Genomic DNA, 16,301 nt, shown 5'->3' on the forward strand with positions numbered 1-16,301 from the left:
CGCCGTCACGGTTCAGGATGACGTCGAGGACGTGGAGGGAGTCCCGCATGGTTCCGGTGACGACGACGGCGCCGATTCCCGCGACCTGGTCGTTGATCGCGTTCAGCCAGGTCACTCCTTGACCCTGGCCGAAGTAACGGGGGTTCGGGCCAGCGTCGAGGGTGCGAACGGGGACAACAAATCGGAGCCCATCGACGGACGCGACGAGTCCACCACCCCACACCTGTACGGTTCCTATCGATGCTTGCGTGTCGATGAGGCGCTTGTTCGCGGCCGAGAGAGTCTCCGCGCGGAGGTAATTCTGGGCGACGTGGGAGAGCCTGCGCCGGTTCAAGCTCGGATGGCCATGTTTAACGACCGGTGCGAAGCCGAGGTTGCATCCCTCGGCGACGAGGACGGCAGCCATCGACAGTGCCAGGTCATTCAGCCGTGATCCCGACCTGCTCTCCGTCAAATTGATGTGCGTGAAATCGTTCAGATACCCGGTCCACGCGTGGACCTCCAGCAACACCTCGGGCAAATCGACCCGCGGCATCATCCGCTCGACGAGATCTCGAAGCTTAGTCAGGGACTCCGGTTCCGGGATGGGTTTGAGTTTTGCAAGGAACACACGAGTGCGCCCATCGGGGCCGGTCTCAACGGTGAGGGGAGAGTCTTCGTTCTCGGGGACCTTGCTCAGCCGGGTCGCGATCGATGTGTAGGCATCATCCAGCCGCCCGGCCAGGTGAGTCATGTGCGTGTCGAAGGGGTCAGCCAGCTGGAGAGCCGTCAGTACGTCCGGCTTCGCCGTCGACCAGGCGTCCCCGTCAAGCAGCTGCACCCGCGGATCCCCCCAACGTGTGGATCCCTTGGCGAAGAGGTCACGGCGGCGCAGAGCGCGATGCGTACCTTCGAGCACGCACAGCGTGTACGCACGATGATCCACCGGCCCATCAGCAGCCGGGTCGGAAAAGACCAGACGCCGCCAAGCGCCACCCACCACGTCATCGACGATCTCCGACCGCTCGACTCTTTTCCGCCCGACCAGCGCGCCCAGCCCGCGGACGGCTTGGAGTAGCGACGCGCCGGCCTCGGTCGAACGCAGAGGCAGCGTCGAAGCGAACATCGACAAGAACGGCCGCACGGTCGCGTATCGCTTCACCAGCTCGACCTGTTCCAGCGTGGGATCGTCCCCGCCGAACGGACTGAATTCCTCCACAACCTGCACCGCTTTCATCAGCCGCTCCCGCATCCCCTCCGTGCGCAACAACTCCCACACCGCGGCAGCATCGATCTGTTTGCCCTTTTCGCCCTGTTCGTCCTTTTCGGCAACCTCCAGGAGCAACTTCGCCGCCGCCGCCAACGTCACGGACGCACGACGCAGCGCCGGCAATGACCGCATCTGGTCCTTGACCGCGGCCCGTGTCGCGGGGCCGATCAGCTTCGTGGCCATCAGCACAGCGAACAAGTCAAGGACATCGTCAACGGATGACACCTGCAGGGACGCCACCGTCGCGAACACCGTCGCCCGACGACGCCGCTCGGGCATTCGCCGCAACGTGCTTGCGTGAGTAGACCGGCCGTGCGTCGCCAGAACGTCCAGACGCCCCGGGGCGATCCCCGCCAAATCAACCGTGGACGCACCTACTGCGGTTACCTCGCCCACCCGTTCGAGCGCCTTCACCATTTCCGGCCCCGATGCTCGGACCGGTGCCCTGCGAAGCTCCTCCAGCCCGGAAACACGCCCCTCCACAGCGCTGTCAACGAGAGCATCGAGACGCGAAGCCAACCCGGAAGGCACCCGATCCGATAGCAGCGAGAACAACTTCTCGTTTGCCTCCGCCCTCGCCTCGGCGACCAGTCTCGTGACCAGGCTCACCCCCGGCAGGAGCACCTTCTCACGCCGCAACCACGCCAACGCCTGGTCGAACACAGCTGTCGGCCGCTCCGTGCGCGTATTCGTGCGCGCTGCAAGGAAGCACGTCAATTCACCCAGCACGACGGGGTCCGATGTCCGCCGATAACCGTAAGCCTCCACAATCTCCCACCCGTGCTCATACCCGTTCTTGGGCCGCACCGAATACTCCGCGAACACGCCCGGCGCGGCGATTCCGAGCTGCCGTGACACGAACTCGACCACGTTCCCTGGGACAGCCGTCGGGTCATCCAGAAAACTCCCCAAGTACCTCACCGTCCCGAGCTGGACAGCAAATCCCAACCGGTTAGCAGCGCCCCGCCGTCGGCCAACGATCATCAGGTCATCGTCATCGAGAAAGAAGAACCGCGCAAGGTCCAGCTCCGACACCACCCCCACGAACCGGCCATAAGACCCAACCTGCTCATCACTCAGGAAATCAACCGGCATCATCCAACCGTAATGACCCGGAGCTGCTTGGCGCCAACCACCGTTCCAGTACTGGTCAGACCCCGATTACGTCTGTTCGGGCAACGCCATCTCCGCCGTGAACAAGAACACGGTCGTCACCGCCGGACACTGCGTCAACGAAGGTCCGGGCAATTTCGCGTCGCGGCTCATCTTCGTGCCGGCCTACGACAATGGTTCCGCACCGTTCGGCCAGTGGAATGCCACCGCGCTGTACGCCCCGACCCAGTGGAGCAACAGCGGTGACATCAGCTACGACACCGGATTCGCCACCGTCTCCTCGCCCACCGGCACGTCGCTGAGCGACAGCGTCGGCGCCTCGGGCGTCACGTTCAACCAGAGCCGCGGCCTCACCTACACCGCCTACGGCTACCCGGCGGGCGCACCGTTCACCGGCGGGACCCTCCAGTCCTGCTCCGGTACCGCCACCGCCGACCCCTACGGCCAGAGCCAGTCGCAGGGCATCCCCTGCGACATGACCGGCGGATCGTCGGGCGGGCCGTGGATGATCGGCAGCGGTTCCAACGGCCTGCAGAACTCGGTCAACAGCTTCGGCTACAACAACATTGCAAACACCATGTTCGGGCCCTACTGGGGATCGGTCATTGAGAATGCCTATGTCGCAGCAGCCGCGTGATCCACGCGACGCACACCCGGTTGCCCGGCAGCGACTGAACCCCGATGCCGATGACTGGGATGACGATGATTGGGATGACGAACGGATGCGCGCAGCCCGGCCGCGCGTCATCCGCCTGAACCCCGACGGGTCGCGCGAGCTCGACGGCGGAACCAACCAACCGGACACCGACACGGAGACCGACACGGAGACCGGTACGGAGACCGATACGGAGACCGATACGGAGACCGACTCGGACACCCCGCCGACGGCATTCTGAAGCAGTGACAGCCCCGTCCACAAGGTGGACGGGGCTGTCGCTGTTGACGCGGGCGACTACGGGACCGGAGCTGTCTCCGCGACCGTAAACGCTGCCTCGGTGGTGTCCTCAATGTCTTGCAGACTCACACCGGGGGCCCGCTGCCGCAACACGAGGCCGGTCGGCGTCACGTCGAAGACGGCCGTGTCGCTGATGATGCGATCGACCACGCGCACACCGGTCAGCGGCAGGGTGCACTCGGTGACGATCTTCGGCGTGCCGTCCTTGGCGACGTGCTCGGTGAGCACGACCACCCGCGGGGTGCCGGCGACGAGGTCCATCGCGCCGCCCATGCCCTTGACCATTTTGCCGGGAATGGTCCAGTTGGCGAGGTCGCCGAGGCCGGAGACCTGCATGGCGCCGAGAATGGCGACCTTCACGTGACCGCCGCGGATCATGCCGAACGAGGTCGCCGAGTCGAAGATCGACGCCCCCGGCAACACCGTGACGGTCTGCTTGCCGGCGTTGATGAGGTCGGCGTCTTCCTCGCCCTCCCACGGGAACGGCCCCATGCCCAGCAGCCCGTTCTCGCTCTGCAGCGTCACGTGAATTCCCTCCGGCAGGTTGTTGGCCACGAGCGTCGGAATGCCGATGCCGAGGTTCACGTAGTCGCCGTCGCTGAGTTCCTGCGCCGCGATCGCAGCCATTTCGTTTCTGGTCCAAGCCATGGTTCTACTCCTTCTACAGTCGGTGATAGGCGCTAGGCGCTAGGCGGATGCCAGCACGGGCCGGCTGCGCACGGTGCGCTGTTCAATGTCTTTGACCCGCGCGGAGGCCTGAATGACGCGTTGCACGTAGACGCCCGGGGTGATCACGTGATTTGGATCGATGTCGCCGGGCTGCACGATGATCTCGGCCTCGGCGATCGTCATGATTCCGGCGGTCGCGACGACCGGGTTGAAGTTGCGGGCGGTGAACCGGTACTCGAGGTTGCCGACGGTGTCGGCCCGCCACGCCTTGACCAGCGCAACGTCGGCGACGATGCCGCGTTCCTGCAGGTAGGTTTCACCGTCGAAGTCGGCGAGCGGCTTGCCCTCGGCGATGAGCGTGCCGACGCCGGCCTTGGTATAGAACGCGGGAATTCCCGCGCCGCCGGCCCGTAGCCGCTCGGCGAGGGTGCCCTGGGGGCTGAACTCCACCTCGAGCAGGCCGGCCAGAAACTGCTCGGCGAACAGCTTGTTCTCGCCGACGTACGAGGCGATGACCTTGCGCACCTGCCCGGCTTCGAGCAGCACGCCCAGGCCCTTGCCGTCGACGCCCATGTTGTTCGACACGACGGTGAGATCTTTCACACCAGAGGCCCGCACCGCGTCGATGAGATCGGCCGGAATTCCGCTCAGCCCGAACCCGCCGACCGCGAGGGTCATCCCGTCTCGAAGTACGTCGCCGAGAGCTTCGGCCGCGCTGGTTACCACCTTGGACATGAAAATCTCCTCGTTGAGTCGTGCCTGCCTGAGTCGCATGTCCACTAAATGGACAAGACCGCTATAAATGGATGCTATTAGCCCCGTCAGACCCCTGTCAACCGCGCATTCACGCGTCTTTCTGAGCGGATCCACGTCATGAACGCTAAACTCCATTTCATCCACATTATGGACATAAGGAGCAAGAATGCCCCAGCCGCCCGTTCCTGCTCCCGGCACGCCGGGCGCGCAAGTTGTCAGCCGCATCGCACTGCTGCTGCGCCTGGTCGGTCGCAATCCCGCGGGCAGCCCTCTCGCCGAGATCGTGCGCGACTCCGGCCTGACCCGCCCCACGGTGCACCGGCTGCTGAGCTCCCTCGCGGCCGAGGGGTTGCTCGACCACGACGCAGTGCGCCACACCTGGCATTACGGGCCCGAGATCTTCGTCATGGGCACCGTCGCCGCCGCCCGCTACCCGATCGAAGAGCTGGCCCGACCGAGCCTGCAACGCCTCGCCGAAGCGACCGGCGAGAGCGCATTCCTATCGATCAGGCGCGGCGCCGAAACGGTCTGCCTGCTCCGCGAAGAGGGCAGCTTTCCCATTCGCTCCTTTGTGCTGCACGAGGGGGTGCGGTTTCCGTTGGGGGTGGCATCCGCGGGGCTCGCGATCATGGCGTATCTGCCCGATGACGAAGTGGATGCCCTCCTCGCCGACACCGAGGCGTTCGCGGCTCGCTGGGGCGGCCAGCACTCACCCACCAGCATCCGCGCCAATCTGGAGTGCACCCGGGTCACCGGCTATGCCGTCAACCCCGGACTCATTCTGGAGGGCAGCTGGGGCATGGGCGCGGCGATCTTCGACCGGGCGGGGCGCCCGGCCTGGGCCCTATCGCTGACCGGAATCGAGCCGCGGTTCAAGCTCGAGCGCCAAAAGCTGCTCGGCCAGCTGCTGCTCGATGAAGCCAGCCGCATCACCCAGACCCTGCAACAGGCCCGAATAGCCTCCAACACGATCTGACGCCCGCCGGGTCACGTCGGTCGCGCCTGTCGAGATTTCGACCGGCAATGATGAAAAAGGCCGCCTGCCAGAGAATCCCTGACCAGGCGGCCTGTCATTGTGCAGGTGGTGGAGCTAAGGAGATTCGAACTCCTGACCTTCTCATTGCGAACGAGACGCGCTACCAACTGCGCCATAGCCCCAAACTGCCTTTGAAGAATATCACGGGCTGGCCGACAGTTTCGCCGCTTCGAGCCCGGAGCGTGAAAACGTAAAGACGAATGAGACGGCGGGGCGCACCAGCCAGAGGGTGAATTAGACCGCGCGACGGCGACGCAGCACGGCGTCGAGGTCGGTCATGCCCGGCTCGGTCTCGCCGACGATACCCATCGATGCAAAGCGGCTCGGCGCGACAGCCACAGTCCCAGTCCCAGCCCCAGTCCCAGTCCCAGCCCCAGCGCCAGCCCCAGCCCCAGCCACGACGGGGCGTGCGATCGGCGTGACCGCCCGGTTCGCCTCGTCGGCGAGCGCGGCGGCGCGGCGTGCGATCTCTGCCTCGGCGGCTACCTTGCGCAGCTGGTTCGCCGCTTCAACGGATGCCATCGCCGTCTGCGCGATGGATCCACGCGAGAGGTGCAGTGCTCGCGGCACCGGTTGCGGCGTCCAGGTCGCCGCGGCGACCGGAGTCGCGTCCAGTTGCACGGGTTCAAAGGTCTGGCCGATCAACACGGGCAGCTCCACCGGGGCGTCCACCCGCACGATGCGAGCCAAGCGGGCGACCGTGGCCAGCCGTCCGAGAATACCGAACGCGGCCACCATGACGACCCCGCCGCCCGCCAGAGCGGTGAAGGAGCCGGCCAGAGCCGGAGCGATCCCGGCCAAAGCCAGCACGAACCCGGCCAGCAGAATCAGCGAGACCAGGCCGCGGAACCGACGAAGACGCCGAAGTTTCTTCACCGGCGACTCCGGCAGGCGCGGTACCGCCGCAGCGGCCACAGCGGCGGCAGCGCGGCGCACCGACGTGGCGGCATCCGCTACCGCCTGCGCTTCAGAGCGCTCGGAGAGCTCAGCCCGTGCCAGAACCCGCTGCTGCTCCGCCACGGTGCGGGCGGTCGCTTCGAGCCGCACCTGCTGCGGAACCTCGGCGGTTTCGGCCAGAATACGCAGTGTCTGCTGCAATCGCACCGCGTTGCGTTCGGTCGCCTGGTACTGCTTGCGGCGCGACCAGGTGGGCATCAGATAGGCAACCCAGAGCACGGCAGCCACCGCCACCATGACCCCGCCACCCAATGCCTCACTACTCATGTTGACAACGGTAGGAGGCGCGGGCAGATCCGACGGTCATTACCCGTGGTGTGTCACCGAGATTAATACTTTGATTTGTGCCCCCGAACAGGCAAAATCAGGTCGGTCACCGTGTAATGACACGCACCGGACGCGCGGCGGACTCGAGATCTGCCGCGGAGACGCTCGCGGCATCCGCTGGCACCAGTCCGTCGTGCCAGCGGCGCATGACGCCCTGGGTGAGTTCTTCGGCGACCAGGCCGAAGCAGAAGTGGTCGCGCCAGTCACCATTGATGTGGATGTAGCGGCGGCGCAGGCCCTCATACCGAAAGCCGAGCTTTTCCACCACCCGCAGGCTCGCCTTATTCTCGGGGCGGATGCAGATTTCCATGCGGTGCAGACCGAGCTGATAGAAGCAGTAGTCGGTCGCGAGTGCCACGGCGGTGGGGGTGACCGACTGGCCAGCGAAATTCTCGCTCACCCAGTAGCCGATGGTCGCCTGTGACAGCGATCCCCAGGTGATCGACGACACGTTCAGCTGACCGGCCAGTTGCCCGTTCTGTTCCACGATGAAGGGTAAGCCGTGGCCCGACCGCGAGTGGCTCAACAGGCTGCGGATGCTCGCGCGCGTGTCGAAAGACATCGGCGCGTAGGGGTTCGTCGCCTCCCACTTGCGCAGCCACGATCGGTTGGCCAGCAGCTCGCCCTCGAGCGCGCGCGCGTCGCGCAATCGGATGGGACGCAGGGTGACGGCCCCCTCACGTAGGGTCGGAATTGCGATCGGCACGGTTCGCCTGTCTGTCGTGGGGTATGAAGTGGTGCTGTTGGTGACGAGCGTTAGTCGAGCGTGGCGACGAATTCGCGCAGCCACGGCTTGAGGTCGGCGCCGAGATCGTCACGATCAACGGCCAGCTGCACGATGGCCTTGATGTAGTCAAGCCGGTCGCCGGTGTCGTAGCGGCGCCCGCGAAAGATGAGGCCGTACACGCCGCCGGTGGTTTCGTGGTTGACGGCCATCTCCTGCAGGGCATCGGTGAGTTGAATCTCGTTGCCCTTTCCGGGCGCGGTGTGCTCCAGAATATCGAAGATTTCGGGTCGCAGCACGTAGCGGCCGATGATGGCCAGATTCGAGGGGGCATCCTGGGCGCTCGGCTTCTCGACCAGGCCGGTGATGTGCACGACGTCGGGGTCGTCGGTCGTTTCGACCGCGGCCGCACCGTACATATGAATCTGCGAGGGGTCCACCTCGAGTAGCGCAACGATGCTGGCGCCGCGCTTGACCTGCTCCTCGAGCATGCGGGTCAGCAGCGGGTCGCGGGCATCGATGATGTCGTCACCGAGCAGCACCGCGAACGGCTCGTTGCCCACGTGCATGCGCGCGCGCAGCACGGCGTGGCCGAGGCCGCGCGGGTCACCCTGGCGAACATAGTGGATGTCGGCGAGCTCGTTGGATTCGCGCACCTTGGCGAGCCGGGTCTGGTCGCCCTTGCGTTCGAGCATGGTTTCGAGCTCGGTCATGCGGTCGAAGTGATTCTCGAGGGCATTCTTGTTGCGCCCGGTCACCATGAGCACGTCGCTGAGGCCGGCCGCCACGGCCTCCTCGACGACATATTGAATGGCCGGTTTGTCAACGACGGGCAACATCTCCTTCGGCATGGCCTTGGTCGCCGGCAGGAAGCGTGTTCCGAGTCCAGCTGCGGGAATGACGGCTTTAGTTATCGGGGTACCCATGGGCACTAGGTTACCGGCAAGTAGGATGCCTTATATGGACTCCGACACAGGTCATCGAAAGCGTGCGCTGAGAGCGGAATTGCGCGAACGCCGCCGAAACCTGACCTCATCGGAACGCCAGGCAGCCACGGCGGGATTCACCGAAAACCTGCAGAGCCTCGTACTCGATCTGTCGGCACAGTCGATCTCCTGCTATTTGTCAGCTCACAATGAACCCGATACCCGGCCTTTTCTCAACTGGGCCTCGGCAGAAGGCATTCGTATTCTGTTTCCGATTTCGCGCGAAGACGGCCTGTTGGATTGGACCGTCGGCGACGGCGACGAGGAGTTCACCGGCATTTCCGGGGTGCCGGAGGCCGTGGGAACCCTGCTCGGCCCGATCGCCATCAATGACGTCGACCTCATCATCGTTCCCGCAGCGGCGGTCGGCCAGGACGGCCTGCGCATGGGCTGGGGTCGCGGCTACTTTGACAAGACCCTGGGGTCGATGGAGAAGTGCCCGCCGGTGTATGCCGTGGTGTTCGACAGTGAATTTCTCGACGAGGTGCCCCGCGAGGTGCACGATCAGCCGGTCAACGGTCTTGTGACGCCGACCCGAATCATTGCTTTCTGACCGTTTTCACCGCTCATGAGTGCCGTTTCTGAACCTGAGGGGGCGTGGGGGCGCATAACCTTAGTTCTGGCAGGCGTTTGCCTGTCGGCTCAATCAGCTGGAGATGCAGTGCCTACCTACTCTTACCGTTGCACCGCGTGCGACACCGCCTTCGATATCCAGCAGGCCTTCACCGACCACTCGCTCACAGTGTGCCCGGCCTGCCAGGGAAAGCTGCGCAAGGTGTTCTCCTCGATCGGTGTGACCTTCAGCGGCTCCGGTTTCTACAGCAACGACTCCAAGTCAGACTCGAAGCGGGCCAACCCGAACCTCGACCGCCAGTCGGGCGAGAAGTCTGCCGACAAGACCGACTCGCCGGCGAGCAGGCCCGCCGAAAAGAGCTCAGAAAAGAGCGGCGAGAAGAGCGGCGAGAAGGCGTCCACGAGCTCGCCGGCAACGTCGACGAGCTCGTCCCCTTCCTCTTCCATTCCGGCCGCACGGGCGTCCTAGAGTAGTGGCGCTGACAAAGACGGTCTCCCAAGTCATCCGTTTGGAGCATCCCGTGATCAACGGTTTCAAAGAATTCATCATGCGCGGCAACGTCATCGACCTCGCCGTCGCCGTCGTGATCGGCACGGCGTTCACCGCGCTCGTCACCGCCATCGTCACGAGCGTGTTCAACCCGCTCATCGCCGCGATTTTCAGCGCCGAGTCCCTCAACAAAACCCTCGTCGTTCCGCTCCCCGGCGGCGATGGCATACTGTTCGGAGCCGTCATCGGCGCGCTCATCAACTTTGTACTGATCGCCGCGGTCGTCTACTTTGTCATCGTGCTACCGCTGAACAAGCTCAAGGAAGCCCAGGAACGTCGCCGCTCGGCCGGCGTGCCCTCCGACGTCGTGGCCGATCCCACAACCGAGCTCGACCTGCTCACCGAGATTCGAGACCTGCTGGCGAAAAACGCCGCGGCCGACCAGGGACCCAAGCACACCGCCTAAAGCACACCGCCTGGAGCACACCTACCAGTGCGGCGGACGATCCTGCCGCAACCGCGCGTCGTTCGCACTCGGCAGGCTGCCCACGGATGCGACGCCCCCCTCTTCGCGCAGCACCGGCGGGTGCGGGTTCGGGTCGGTGTTCGGCGCCGGCAGCAACTGGGCACGCCGGGCCGTGCCCGCGGCCTTCACGATCGGCTGACGTGCTGTGCCGAGGGGCGGCACAGCCTCAGACGTGCTCACACGCCCGGCCGTTTCGGGGTGATTGTCGAAGCGTCACCCGTTGCCACGGGGCGGGCTGCGGCCTCCGTTTTGGCCAGACCGGCGATCGCGGCCACGCGCGCCGCAACGGCGTCGGGGTTGCTGAACAGTTCGAAGCTGTGCACGCGCAGGTAGTGCCAGCCGAGGCGGCGCAACACTTCGGGGCGCAGCCGCAACGACTCGCGCAGGCTCGCCCGGCCGACCACGGCATCGGTTTCGACGACGATCGCGCGGGTGCCGTAGCTGGCGGCGAGGGCGAGCTTGCCGCGGTGGCCGAGGCGCACGGTGAGGCCGAGCTTTTCGAGGCGGCCGCCGAGGTCCACGAGCATGGCCTCGCTCGCGTCGGGCACCTGCACCTCGTCGCGGCGGGCTTCGGTCTCGCTCAGTACCTGTGACAGGGCGAGAATACCGTGGCGCTGGCGGTCCTCGTCGATATCGGCGGGGCGAAAGCACGAGACGATGTCGAGTGCGCGGCGGGCGCGGGTCATACCGATCGCGAGCAGGCGTTCGCCGCCGGGCTCGCCGAGCGAACCGAAGTTCGACAGCAGGCGACCGTGCGGGGTGCGACCGTATCCGATCGAGAAGATGACCCGGTCGCGGCTCTGCGCCACGGCCTGCTCGAGGGTGAGCACGGTGAACGGTTCGCTGCGGTCCTTCAGAATGAAATCGGAGAGGTCGGTGCGCTTCGCAAACGCGGCGAGCACGGCCTGCTGCACGCGCACGGCATGCCGGGTGCTCGCGGTGATCACCATGAGCGATTCGCGCGGACGCTTGGACGCGTGGTCGAGCACGAGGTCGACGACCTTCACGACCTCCGCGTCGACGCTCTCGATGGCACCGCTGTCGGCGTCGGGCATGCCGCGGCCGCCGGCCACATAGTTGATGGTGAGGCTGCCGTGGCCGAGAAAACTGCCAGCCCAGGGCAGGGAATCGATGCGTCCGCCGTAGAAACGGTGGTTGACGAGTTCGGCGAGGTCTTCGCCGCCGGCCCGGTAGCTGCGGGTGAGGGTGAGCGTCGGCAGCAGTTCGCCGAGGCGGGCCAGTGCGGAGTCGGCGTGCAGGGCATCGACGGACACGTCGGGCGCGGCGGCCTCGCCCGAACCGGTAATGCCGGTCTCGAACGAGGACGGCGTCTGGGTGACCGGGTCTCCGAACGCCACGATCTGGCGGCCACGGCGAATCGCGCCGACGTTTTCGGCGAGGGTCGTGGCGCCGGCGTCGACGAGCAGCACGGTGTCGAAGGTGATCTTGTCACTGATGCCGGCCACTTCGTAGGGCGAGGCCAGCCAGACCGGGGCCAGCACCCGGCCGAGGTGCGGCGCGACCTCGTTGAGTCGGGCGGGGGTGGCGCGGTCGGCGCGCAGCAGGCGGCGTAGGTGGTCGGCTTCCTCGGGAAAGTCGACGACGCCGATCTTCCACGTTTCGGCGAGCAGCCAGGCCAGCAGCTGGCCGGTGGCGGATGCGTGCGCCTCGTCGACCAGTTTGAAATCCGCCTCGAGGCGGTCCAGTACCTGGGTGTTGGCGTTGAGCAGCGCTCGGTCGCTTGCGAGCATGATCTCGAGCACGGACTGCCACCAGGCCAGTTCGAGCTCGGCGGCCACGTTCTCCTCCGACACGTGGCGCTGGGAGAGGTCGGTCATGAGCGGGTCGAGGTTGTGCTCGCGCAGCGTCGCCAGCAGCGCGGTGCGCTCGTGCAGGTTGGCGAGCACCTCGCTGTCGGCGGCGAGGCCGGAGACCATCGAGACCAGTTCGCCGATCTGACGCCCGGCGAGGGTGCGCGGGGTTCCGGCGGTGCCGAGCGGAATGTCGAGCAGGCCGAGGTCTTCGCCGACGCGCTGAAAGGCCACGTGTACGTCGTTGATACCGACCGGCACCTCCGGGGTGACGCCGGCGGCCGCGTAGCGCTGCCAGAGCGTGCGCTGGCTCTGGATGCGGCGCAGGCTCTCGTTCATGTCGGTGACCCGCACGCCGGGGCGCTGGTATTCCTCGGCGAGCTTGCGCAGCCGGCGACGACTGGCCGAGCTCATCTCCGACGATTCGCGGCGCGACGACGTGGCGGCGATCAGCTCGGTGAGGGACCGGTCATAGACGCCGGGCTGAAACTTGTCGAGGGTTTCGCGAATATCCAGCAGCAGGCGCAGGTAGATGCCGAGCTCGTTGATCGTCTCGAACGGGCGCAACCGGGTCTGGCCGATGAGGCCGTTGGCCCGTTCGAGCAACCGGGGCAGTTCGATCTGGTTGATGCGTTTGGCGAGCTGGTGCGAGTTGGAGGCATCCGCTGTGGAGCTGAACGAGGCGCCGTACCAGGGCGAGTCGCCGGGGCCGTACCGAAACTCTCCGAGTACGGCGGCTTTGATCAGGGTGTTGGCAGCGGCTGAGCGGGAGTGCGCGAGCAGTTCGAGGGCGTGCCGGTCGAGGCGAGCGGTCGTCGACGGCGGCTCGGGCAGCTGGGCGAGGCGGGCGAGCTCGCCGAGCGCGTCGAGCACCGAAACACCGAGGGCTGAATCACGGCGGGTGAGCGCCGACCGGTAGTCGAGCAGCACTTTGCGCAGGCGCACGAGGGCGTCGTCGACGTCACCGACCCGGGGAGCGGTGACCTTCTCGTTGCGGGTGATCGACTGGATCAGGTCGCGGCGCAGGGTGCGCGGGGTCACGGCGATACCGGGCAGGCCCACCTGCACCAGCCGGCCGTGAATGCCGTCGAGGCTGGAGCGGCGGGCGCTCACCACGAGCACCCGCTTGTGCTGGGCCACGAGCGAGCCGATCGCGTTGACGATGGTCTGGGTGCCGCCGGTGCCGGGCAGGGTCTTCACGACGAGGGAGTTGCCGGCCGCGATCTGCGCGACGACGTTCTCCTGTTCGGGGTCGGCGTCGCCGAGCAGCGTGTCGGTGGCCGGCGGGCGGGCGTCCTGGCCGATCGGAACCACCGGGTTGTAGGCGGTCTCGATGTTGCGCTTGGCGGTCATGTTGCCGGCGACGGCGTCGAGTAGCGGGTGGTCGAGCGCGGAGGCGTCGGCGGCGAGCGCCCGGCCAACGTCGGCGAAACTGGAGACGACGAGGCGCGGCACGACGTTGAACCAGGGCAGGTGTGAGGTGAGGCCGCGCAACCGGTCGATGACGGGCTGCGGTTTGAACGCGCCGTTGGTCACGGCGAGCGCTACGAAGGCGTCGGCGTCGAGCACGATCTGAAACTGGTCTTTCAGGGCGCGGGCGAGCTCGGGGTTGAGAAAAGGCTGACCCTTGAGCTTGAGTTCGTAGTCGCGCCCGTAGCGGCGGATGGCGAGGGGGCGCAGCAACACCGGGGCGCTGTAGTCGACGTCCTGGTAGCGCCACTCAGCGAGGCCGATAGCGAGGTTGACCGACTCGATGCCGCGCATGGAGCGCAGTTCGATGCCCTTCTGGGTGATCTCGTTCGCGGCCAGGCGGGCGTTGCGCAGTGCGAGCTCGTCGCGAATGAGGTTGGACAACAGGGTGGTCTTGCCGATGATGAACTGCGGCAGGCCGCCGGGATGCGTGGCGCTCAGCTCGATACGGGTGCGGGCTTCGTCGGTGAAGTGCAGCAGCGGCGAGCGACCGCCGAGCGCGGCGAGTTCGTCGCGCCAGCGCTGCCAGACCGGCTCGGCAATGTTGCCGGCGGTGAAGGCCGGGTCGCCCAGACTGAGGTTGTGCGGACTGGTCACATTTTGCGGGTCGTCGGCAGAGACGTTCAGGTACTTGGAAAGCACGTCGTCGTCGTCTTGTTTTCTATCGAGGTGCCACACAGGGATACCCTAATTGGCAAAACCTCGGTTTACCCTGAGGCGGCCGGGGTTTCGCGACTTTGGGCCGCAATCTGACGTTCACAGCCAGCCGCGCCGCTTGAACACGGCGTACAGGGTGACCCCCATGGCGAGCATCAGGGCGACCGCAAACGGGTAGCCGAGCGGCCAGTGCAACTCGGGCATGTTGTCGAAGTTCATGCCGTAGATGGTTCCGACCAGGGTCGGAGCGAACAGAATGGCCGCCCAGCTGGAGATCTTCTTCACCTCTTCGCTCTGCGCGAGGCTCGTCTCTGACAGGTGCCGCATTTCGTCGTTCTGGCGTTGCCCAACCAGGGTGCTGTGCACGGTGAGGGCGTTTTGCAGCAGTTGGCGAAAGGCGTCGCCGCGCTCGACGACGCGCAGGGTGTGGTCGAGCACGTCGCGCAGGTGCCGGTGCAGTTCGAGGTCGACGTTGTACTTGTCGAAGCCGCGCTGCATCGCCTCAAACATGCTCACGAGCGGCTGGGTGGCCCGCTGAAACTCGATCACCTCGCGGGAGAGGGCGTAGATGCGCCGGCTCACCTCGGGGTCGCCGTCGAAGAGCTGGTCTTCGATCTCGTCGATGTCGTTCTCCAGCCCGGCGACGACCGGGCCGTATTCATCGACGACCTGGTCGAGAATGGCGTACAGCACGGCCTCCGGGCCGAGTGCGAGGAGGTGCGGGGTGCTTTCCATGCGCTCGCGCACCGAGGCGAGGTTGGGCGATTCGGCGTGGCGAATGGTGACGACGAAGTCGGGGCCGACGAACACGTGCAGCTCGCCGAACTCGACCCGCTCGTCGTCGTCGAGGTAACGGGCCGGGCGCAGCACGACGAACAAAATGTCGGCGTAGCGCTCAATCTTCGACCGCTGATGGCCCTTGAGGGCGTCTTCCACGGCGAGGTGGTGCAGGCTGAACTCGGTCGCGACGGCCCGAACTTCGGCATCGCTCGGCCGGTACAGTCCGATCCAGGCGAAGCCCTGGTTCTCTTTCAGGGCCTCGAAGGTCTCGTCGAGGCTCGGCGGGGTGGCCACCCGGCGCCCGTCGACGTAGACCGCGTTGTCCACCAGCGCCATTGGCTCTCCTTGTTCGATGTATCAGTGTGCCACTCGCCTGCGCCCCCGGTAACGTCTAAGGGTGCCACAAACGGATGTGTACCTCGTACTGGCCCCGCGCGCGCCGCTCCCCCAGACCGACCGTGCACAGCTCGCCGCCGCCGTGGCCCGGGTCTGCCCCGAGCGAGGCCCGGTCAGCATCGAGCAGCGCTGCGAGCGCTGCGGCGGTGCCCATGGCCGCCCGCGCGTGCTGACGCCGAGCGGGGTGCGCGTGAGCCTGAGCCGTGCCGGCGACAGGGTGGTCGTGGCCGTGTCGCTGATGGAGCCGATCGGGGTCGACATAGAAAGCGTCAGCGCGGTCGGTCGCGCGGGGTTCGACGACGTCGCATTCAACGGGCTCGAGCGCGCGGCGCTGCACGCGCTGCCGGCGCGCGACCGCGATCGGGCGCGCGCTTTGCTGTGGACTTCCAAGGAAGCAGTGCTGAAGCTCTCGGGCGAGGGCCTGACTGTGGACCCGCGGGAGCTGACCGTTGCGTGGACGGAGGCGGGGGTATCCGTTTTGCTGAACTGGCCGGGCGCCACCCTCGATCTGGGCCAGGTGCAGCTCACCAGCTTCGACGCTGGCCCCGGCCTGGTCGGCACGCTGGCCGTACTCGGCGCTCAAGCGCCCCGCATCGTGCTGCGCCCGCAACCGTAGGCGCAGCGGGCATCCGTTTCACGGTGCGCGGGGGGTGCGCCGCTACGCGGGAGGCGCAACTCCCGCGCACTGGCGCAAGTCCCGCGTAGCGCGTGGCGCGGGAGTTCTGGCCAGGCCACAACCCCCGCGCACCGGCGCAGGGCACCGTAGCGGCCGGGAGCGGGGTGGGTCGAACGCCCGCGCGCCCGCGCAACTCCCACGCACCGGAGC

Annotated in this window: 15 protein-coding genes, 1 tRNA gene and 1 pseudogene; 7 read left to right on the top strand and 10 right to left on the bottom strand. The window is 66.4% G+C overall.

The features are described from left to right. Nucleotides 1–2,347: Tn3 family transposase (locus tag LH475_RS00140; RefSeq protein ID WP_297412579.1), on the bottom strand; the 2,347-nt coding region annotated here is incomplete at its 3' end. 61 nt (nt 2,348–2,408) lie between these two features. On the opposite strand from LH475_RS00140, the pseudogene LH475_RS00145 reads away from it, so the two are divergent. Together LH475_RS00145 and LH475_RS00150 are read left to right on the top strand one after the other, a co-directional pair. Beyond that, nucleotides 2,409–2,999, top strand: a pseudogene (locus LH475_RS00145) (hypothetical protein); the annotation flags it as partial. Beyond that, nucleotides 2,980–3,258, top strand: a complete 279-nt coding sequence (locus LH475_RS00150; protein WP_297412580.1) for a hypothetical protein — start codon at nt 2,980–2,982, stop codon at nt 3,256–3,258. The pseudogene LH475_RS00145 and the gene LH475_RS00150, both read left to right, overlap by 20 nt. Nucleotides 3,259–3,314: 56 nt before the next feature. Here the strand turns inward: LH475_RS00150 and LH475_RS00155 are convergent, their stop codons facing one another. Then, nucleotides 3,315–3,965 carry a CoA transferase subunit B gene (locus LH475_RS00155; protein WP_297412581.1) on the bottom strand — a complete coding sequence of 217 codons (651 nt, stop codon included), beginning with the start codon at nt 3,963–3,965 and terminating at the stop codon, nt 3,315–3,317. Nucleotides 3,966–4,004: 39 nt separating this feature from the next. Further along, a complete protein-coding gene (locus LH475_RS00160) occupies nt 4,005–4,721 on the bottom strand; it encodes a CoA transferase subunit A (RefSeq protein ID WP_196844441.1) in 717 nt (238 codons plus the stop codon). A 187-nt stretch (nt 4,722–4,908) separates the two neighbouring features. On the opposite strand from LH475_RS00160, the gene LH475_RS00165 reads away from it, so the two are divergent. Next, the gene (locus tag LH475_RS00165) at nt 4,909–5,718 is read left to right on the top strand and encodes an IclR family transcriptional regulator (RefSeq protein WP_196844442.1); all 810 of its coding nucleotides are present in this window, start codon (nt 4,909–4,911) and stop codon (nt 5,716–5,718) included. A gap of 106 nt (nt 5,719–5,824) precedes the next feature. On the opposite strand, the gene LH475_RS00170 is transcribed toward LH475_RS00165, so the two are convergent. From LH475_RS00170 to galU, 4 genes are all read right to left on the bottom strand, one after another. Next, a tRNA-Ala gene (locus tag LH475_RS00170) sits at nt 5,825–5,900 on the bottom strand. Nucleotides 5,901–6,012: 112 nt separating this feature from the next. Then, nucleotides 6,013–7,002 carry a hypothetical protein gene (locus tag LH475_RS00175; RefSeq protein ID WP_297412582.1) on the bottom strand — a complete coding sequence of 330 codons (990 nt, stop codon included), beginning with the start codon at nt 7,000–7,002 and terminating at the stop codon, nt 6,013–6,015. Between the two features lie 106 nt (nt 7,003–7,108). Beyond that, a complete protein-coding gene (locus LH475_RS00180) occupies nt 7,109–7,768 on the bottom strand; it encodes a GNAT family protein (protein WP_196844444.1) in 660 nt (219 codons plus the stop codon). 50 nt (nt 7,769–7,818) lie between these two features. After that, a complete protein-coding gene (gene galU, locus LH475_RS00185; protein WP_196844445.1) occupies nt 7,819–8,712 on the bottom strand; it encodes a UTP--glucose-1-phosphate uridylyltransferase GalU in 894 nt (297 codons plus the stop codon). Nucleotides 8,713–8,746: 34 nt separating this feature from the next. On the opposite strand from galU, the gene LH475_RS00190 reads away from it, so the two are divergent. The 3 genes from LH475_RS00190 (at nt 8,747) to mscL (ending at nt 10,301) form a co-directional block, all read left to right on the top strand. Continuing rightward, nucleotides 8,747–9,325: a 5-formyltetrahydrofolate cyclo-ligase gene (locus LH475_RS00190; RefSeq protein ID WP_196844446.1), complete on the top strand. Its 579-nt coding sequence runs from the start codon at nt 8,747–8,749 to the stop codon at nt 9,323–9,325. Nucleotides 9,326–9,433: 108 nt separating this feature from the next. After that, on the top strand, nt 9,434–9,814 hold the full coding sequence (locus tag LH475_RS00195; RefSeq protein ID WP_297412584.1) for an FmdB family zinc ribbon protein: 381 nt from the start codon (nt 9,434–9,436) through the stop codon (nt 9,812–9,814). A 52-nt stretch (nt 9,815–9,866) separates the two neighbouring features. After that, nucleotides 9,867–10,301: a large conductance mechanosensitive channel protein MscL gene (gene mscL, locus LH475_RS00200; protein ID WP_196844480.1), complete on the top strand. Its 435-nt coding sequence runs from the start codon at nt 9,867–9,869 to the stop codon at nt 10,299–10,301. A gap of 21 nt (nt 10,302–10,322) precedes the next feature. Here mscL and LH475_RS00205 read toward each other — a convergent pair whose 3' ends face one another. The 3 genes from LH475_RS00205 to LH475_RS00215 form a co-directional block, all read right to left on the bottom strand. Further along, nucleotides 10,323–10,541 (bottom strand): hypothetical protein, encoded by a 219-nt coding sequence (locus tag LH475_RS00205; protein ID WP_297412585.1) that lies wholly within the window; start codon nt 10,539–10,541, stop codon nt 10,323–10,325. Beyond that, complete coding sequence (locus tag LH475_RS00210) at nt 10,538–14,320, bottom strand: AAA family ATPase (RefSeq protein ID WP_297412586.1); 3,783 nt, start codon at nt 14,318–14,320, stop codon at nt 10,538–10,540. The genes LH475_RS00205 and LH475_RS00210 overlap by 4 nt, the downstream gene beginning before the upstream one ends. Before the next feature lie 78 nt (nt 14,321–14,398). After that, complete coding sequence (locus tag LH475_RS00215) at nt 14,399–15,415, bottom strand: magnesium and cobalt transport protein CorA (protein WP_196844449.1); 1,017 nt, start codon at nt 15,413–15,415, stop codon at nt 14,399–14,401. Nucleotides 15,416–15,476: 61 nt separating this feature from the next. On the opposite strand from LH475_RS00215, the gene LH475_RS00220 reads away from it, so the two are divergent. After that, nucleotides 15,477–16,091, top strand: coding sequence for a 4'-phosphopantetheinyl transferase superfamily protein (locus LH475_RS00220; RefSeq protein ID WP_196844450.1), 615 nt, complete (start codon nt 15,477–15,479; stop codon nt 16,089–16,091). The last annotated feature ends 210 nt before the right edge of the window (nt 16,092–16,301 follow it).

This window comes from Cryobacterium sp. (genome assembly GCF_026786305.1).
Lineage (GTDB): Bacteria > Actinomycetota > Actinomycetes > Actinomycetales > Microbacteriaceae > Cryobacterium.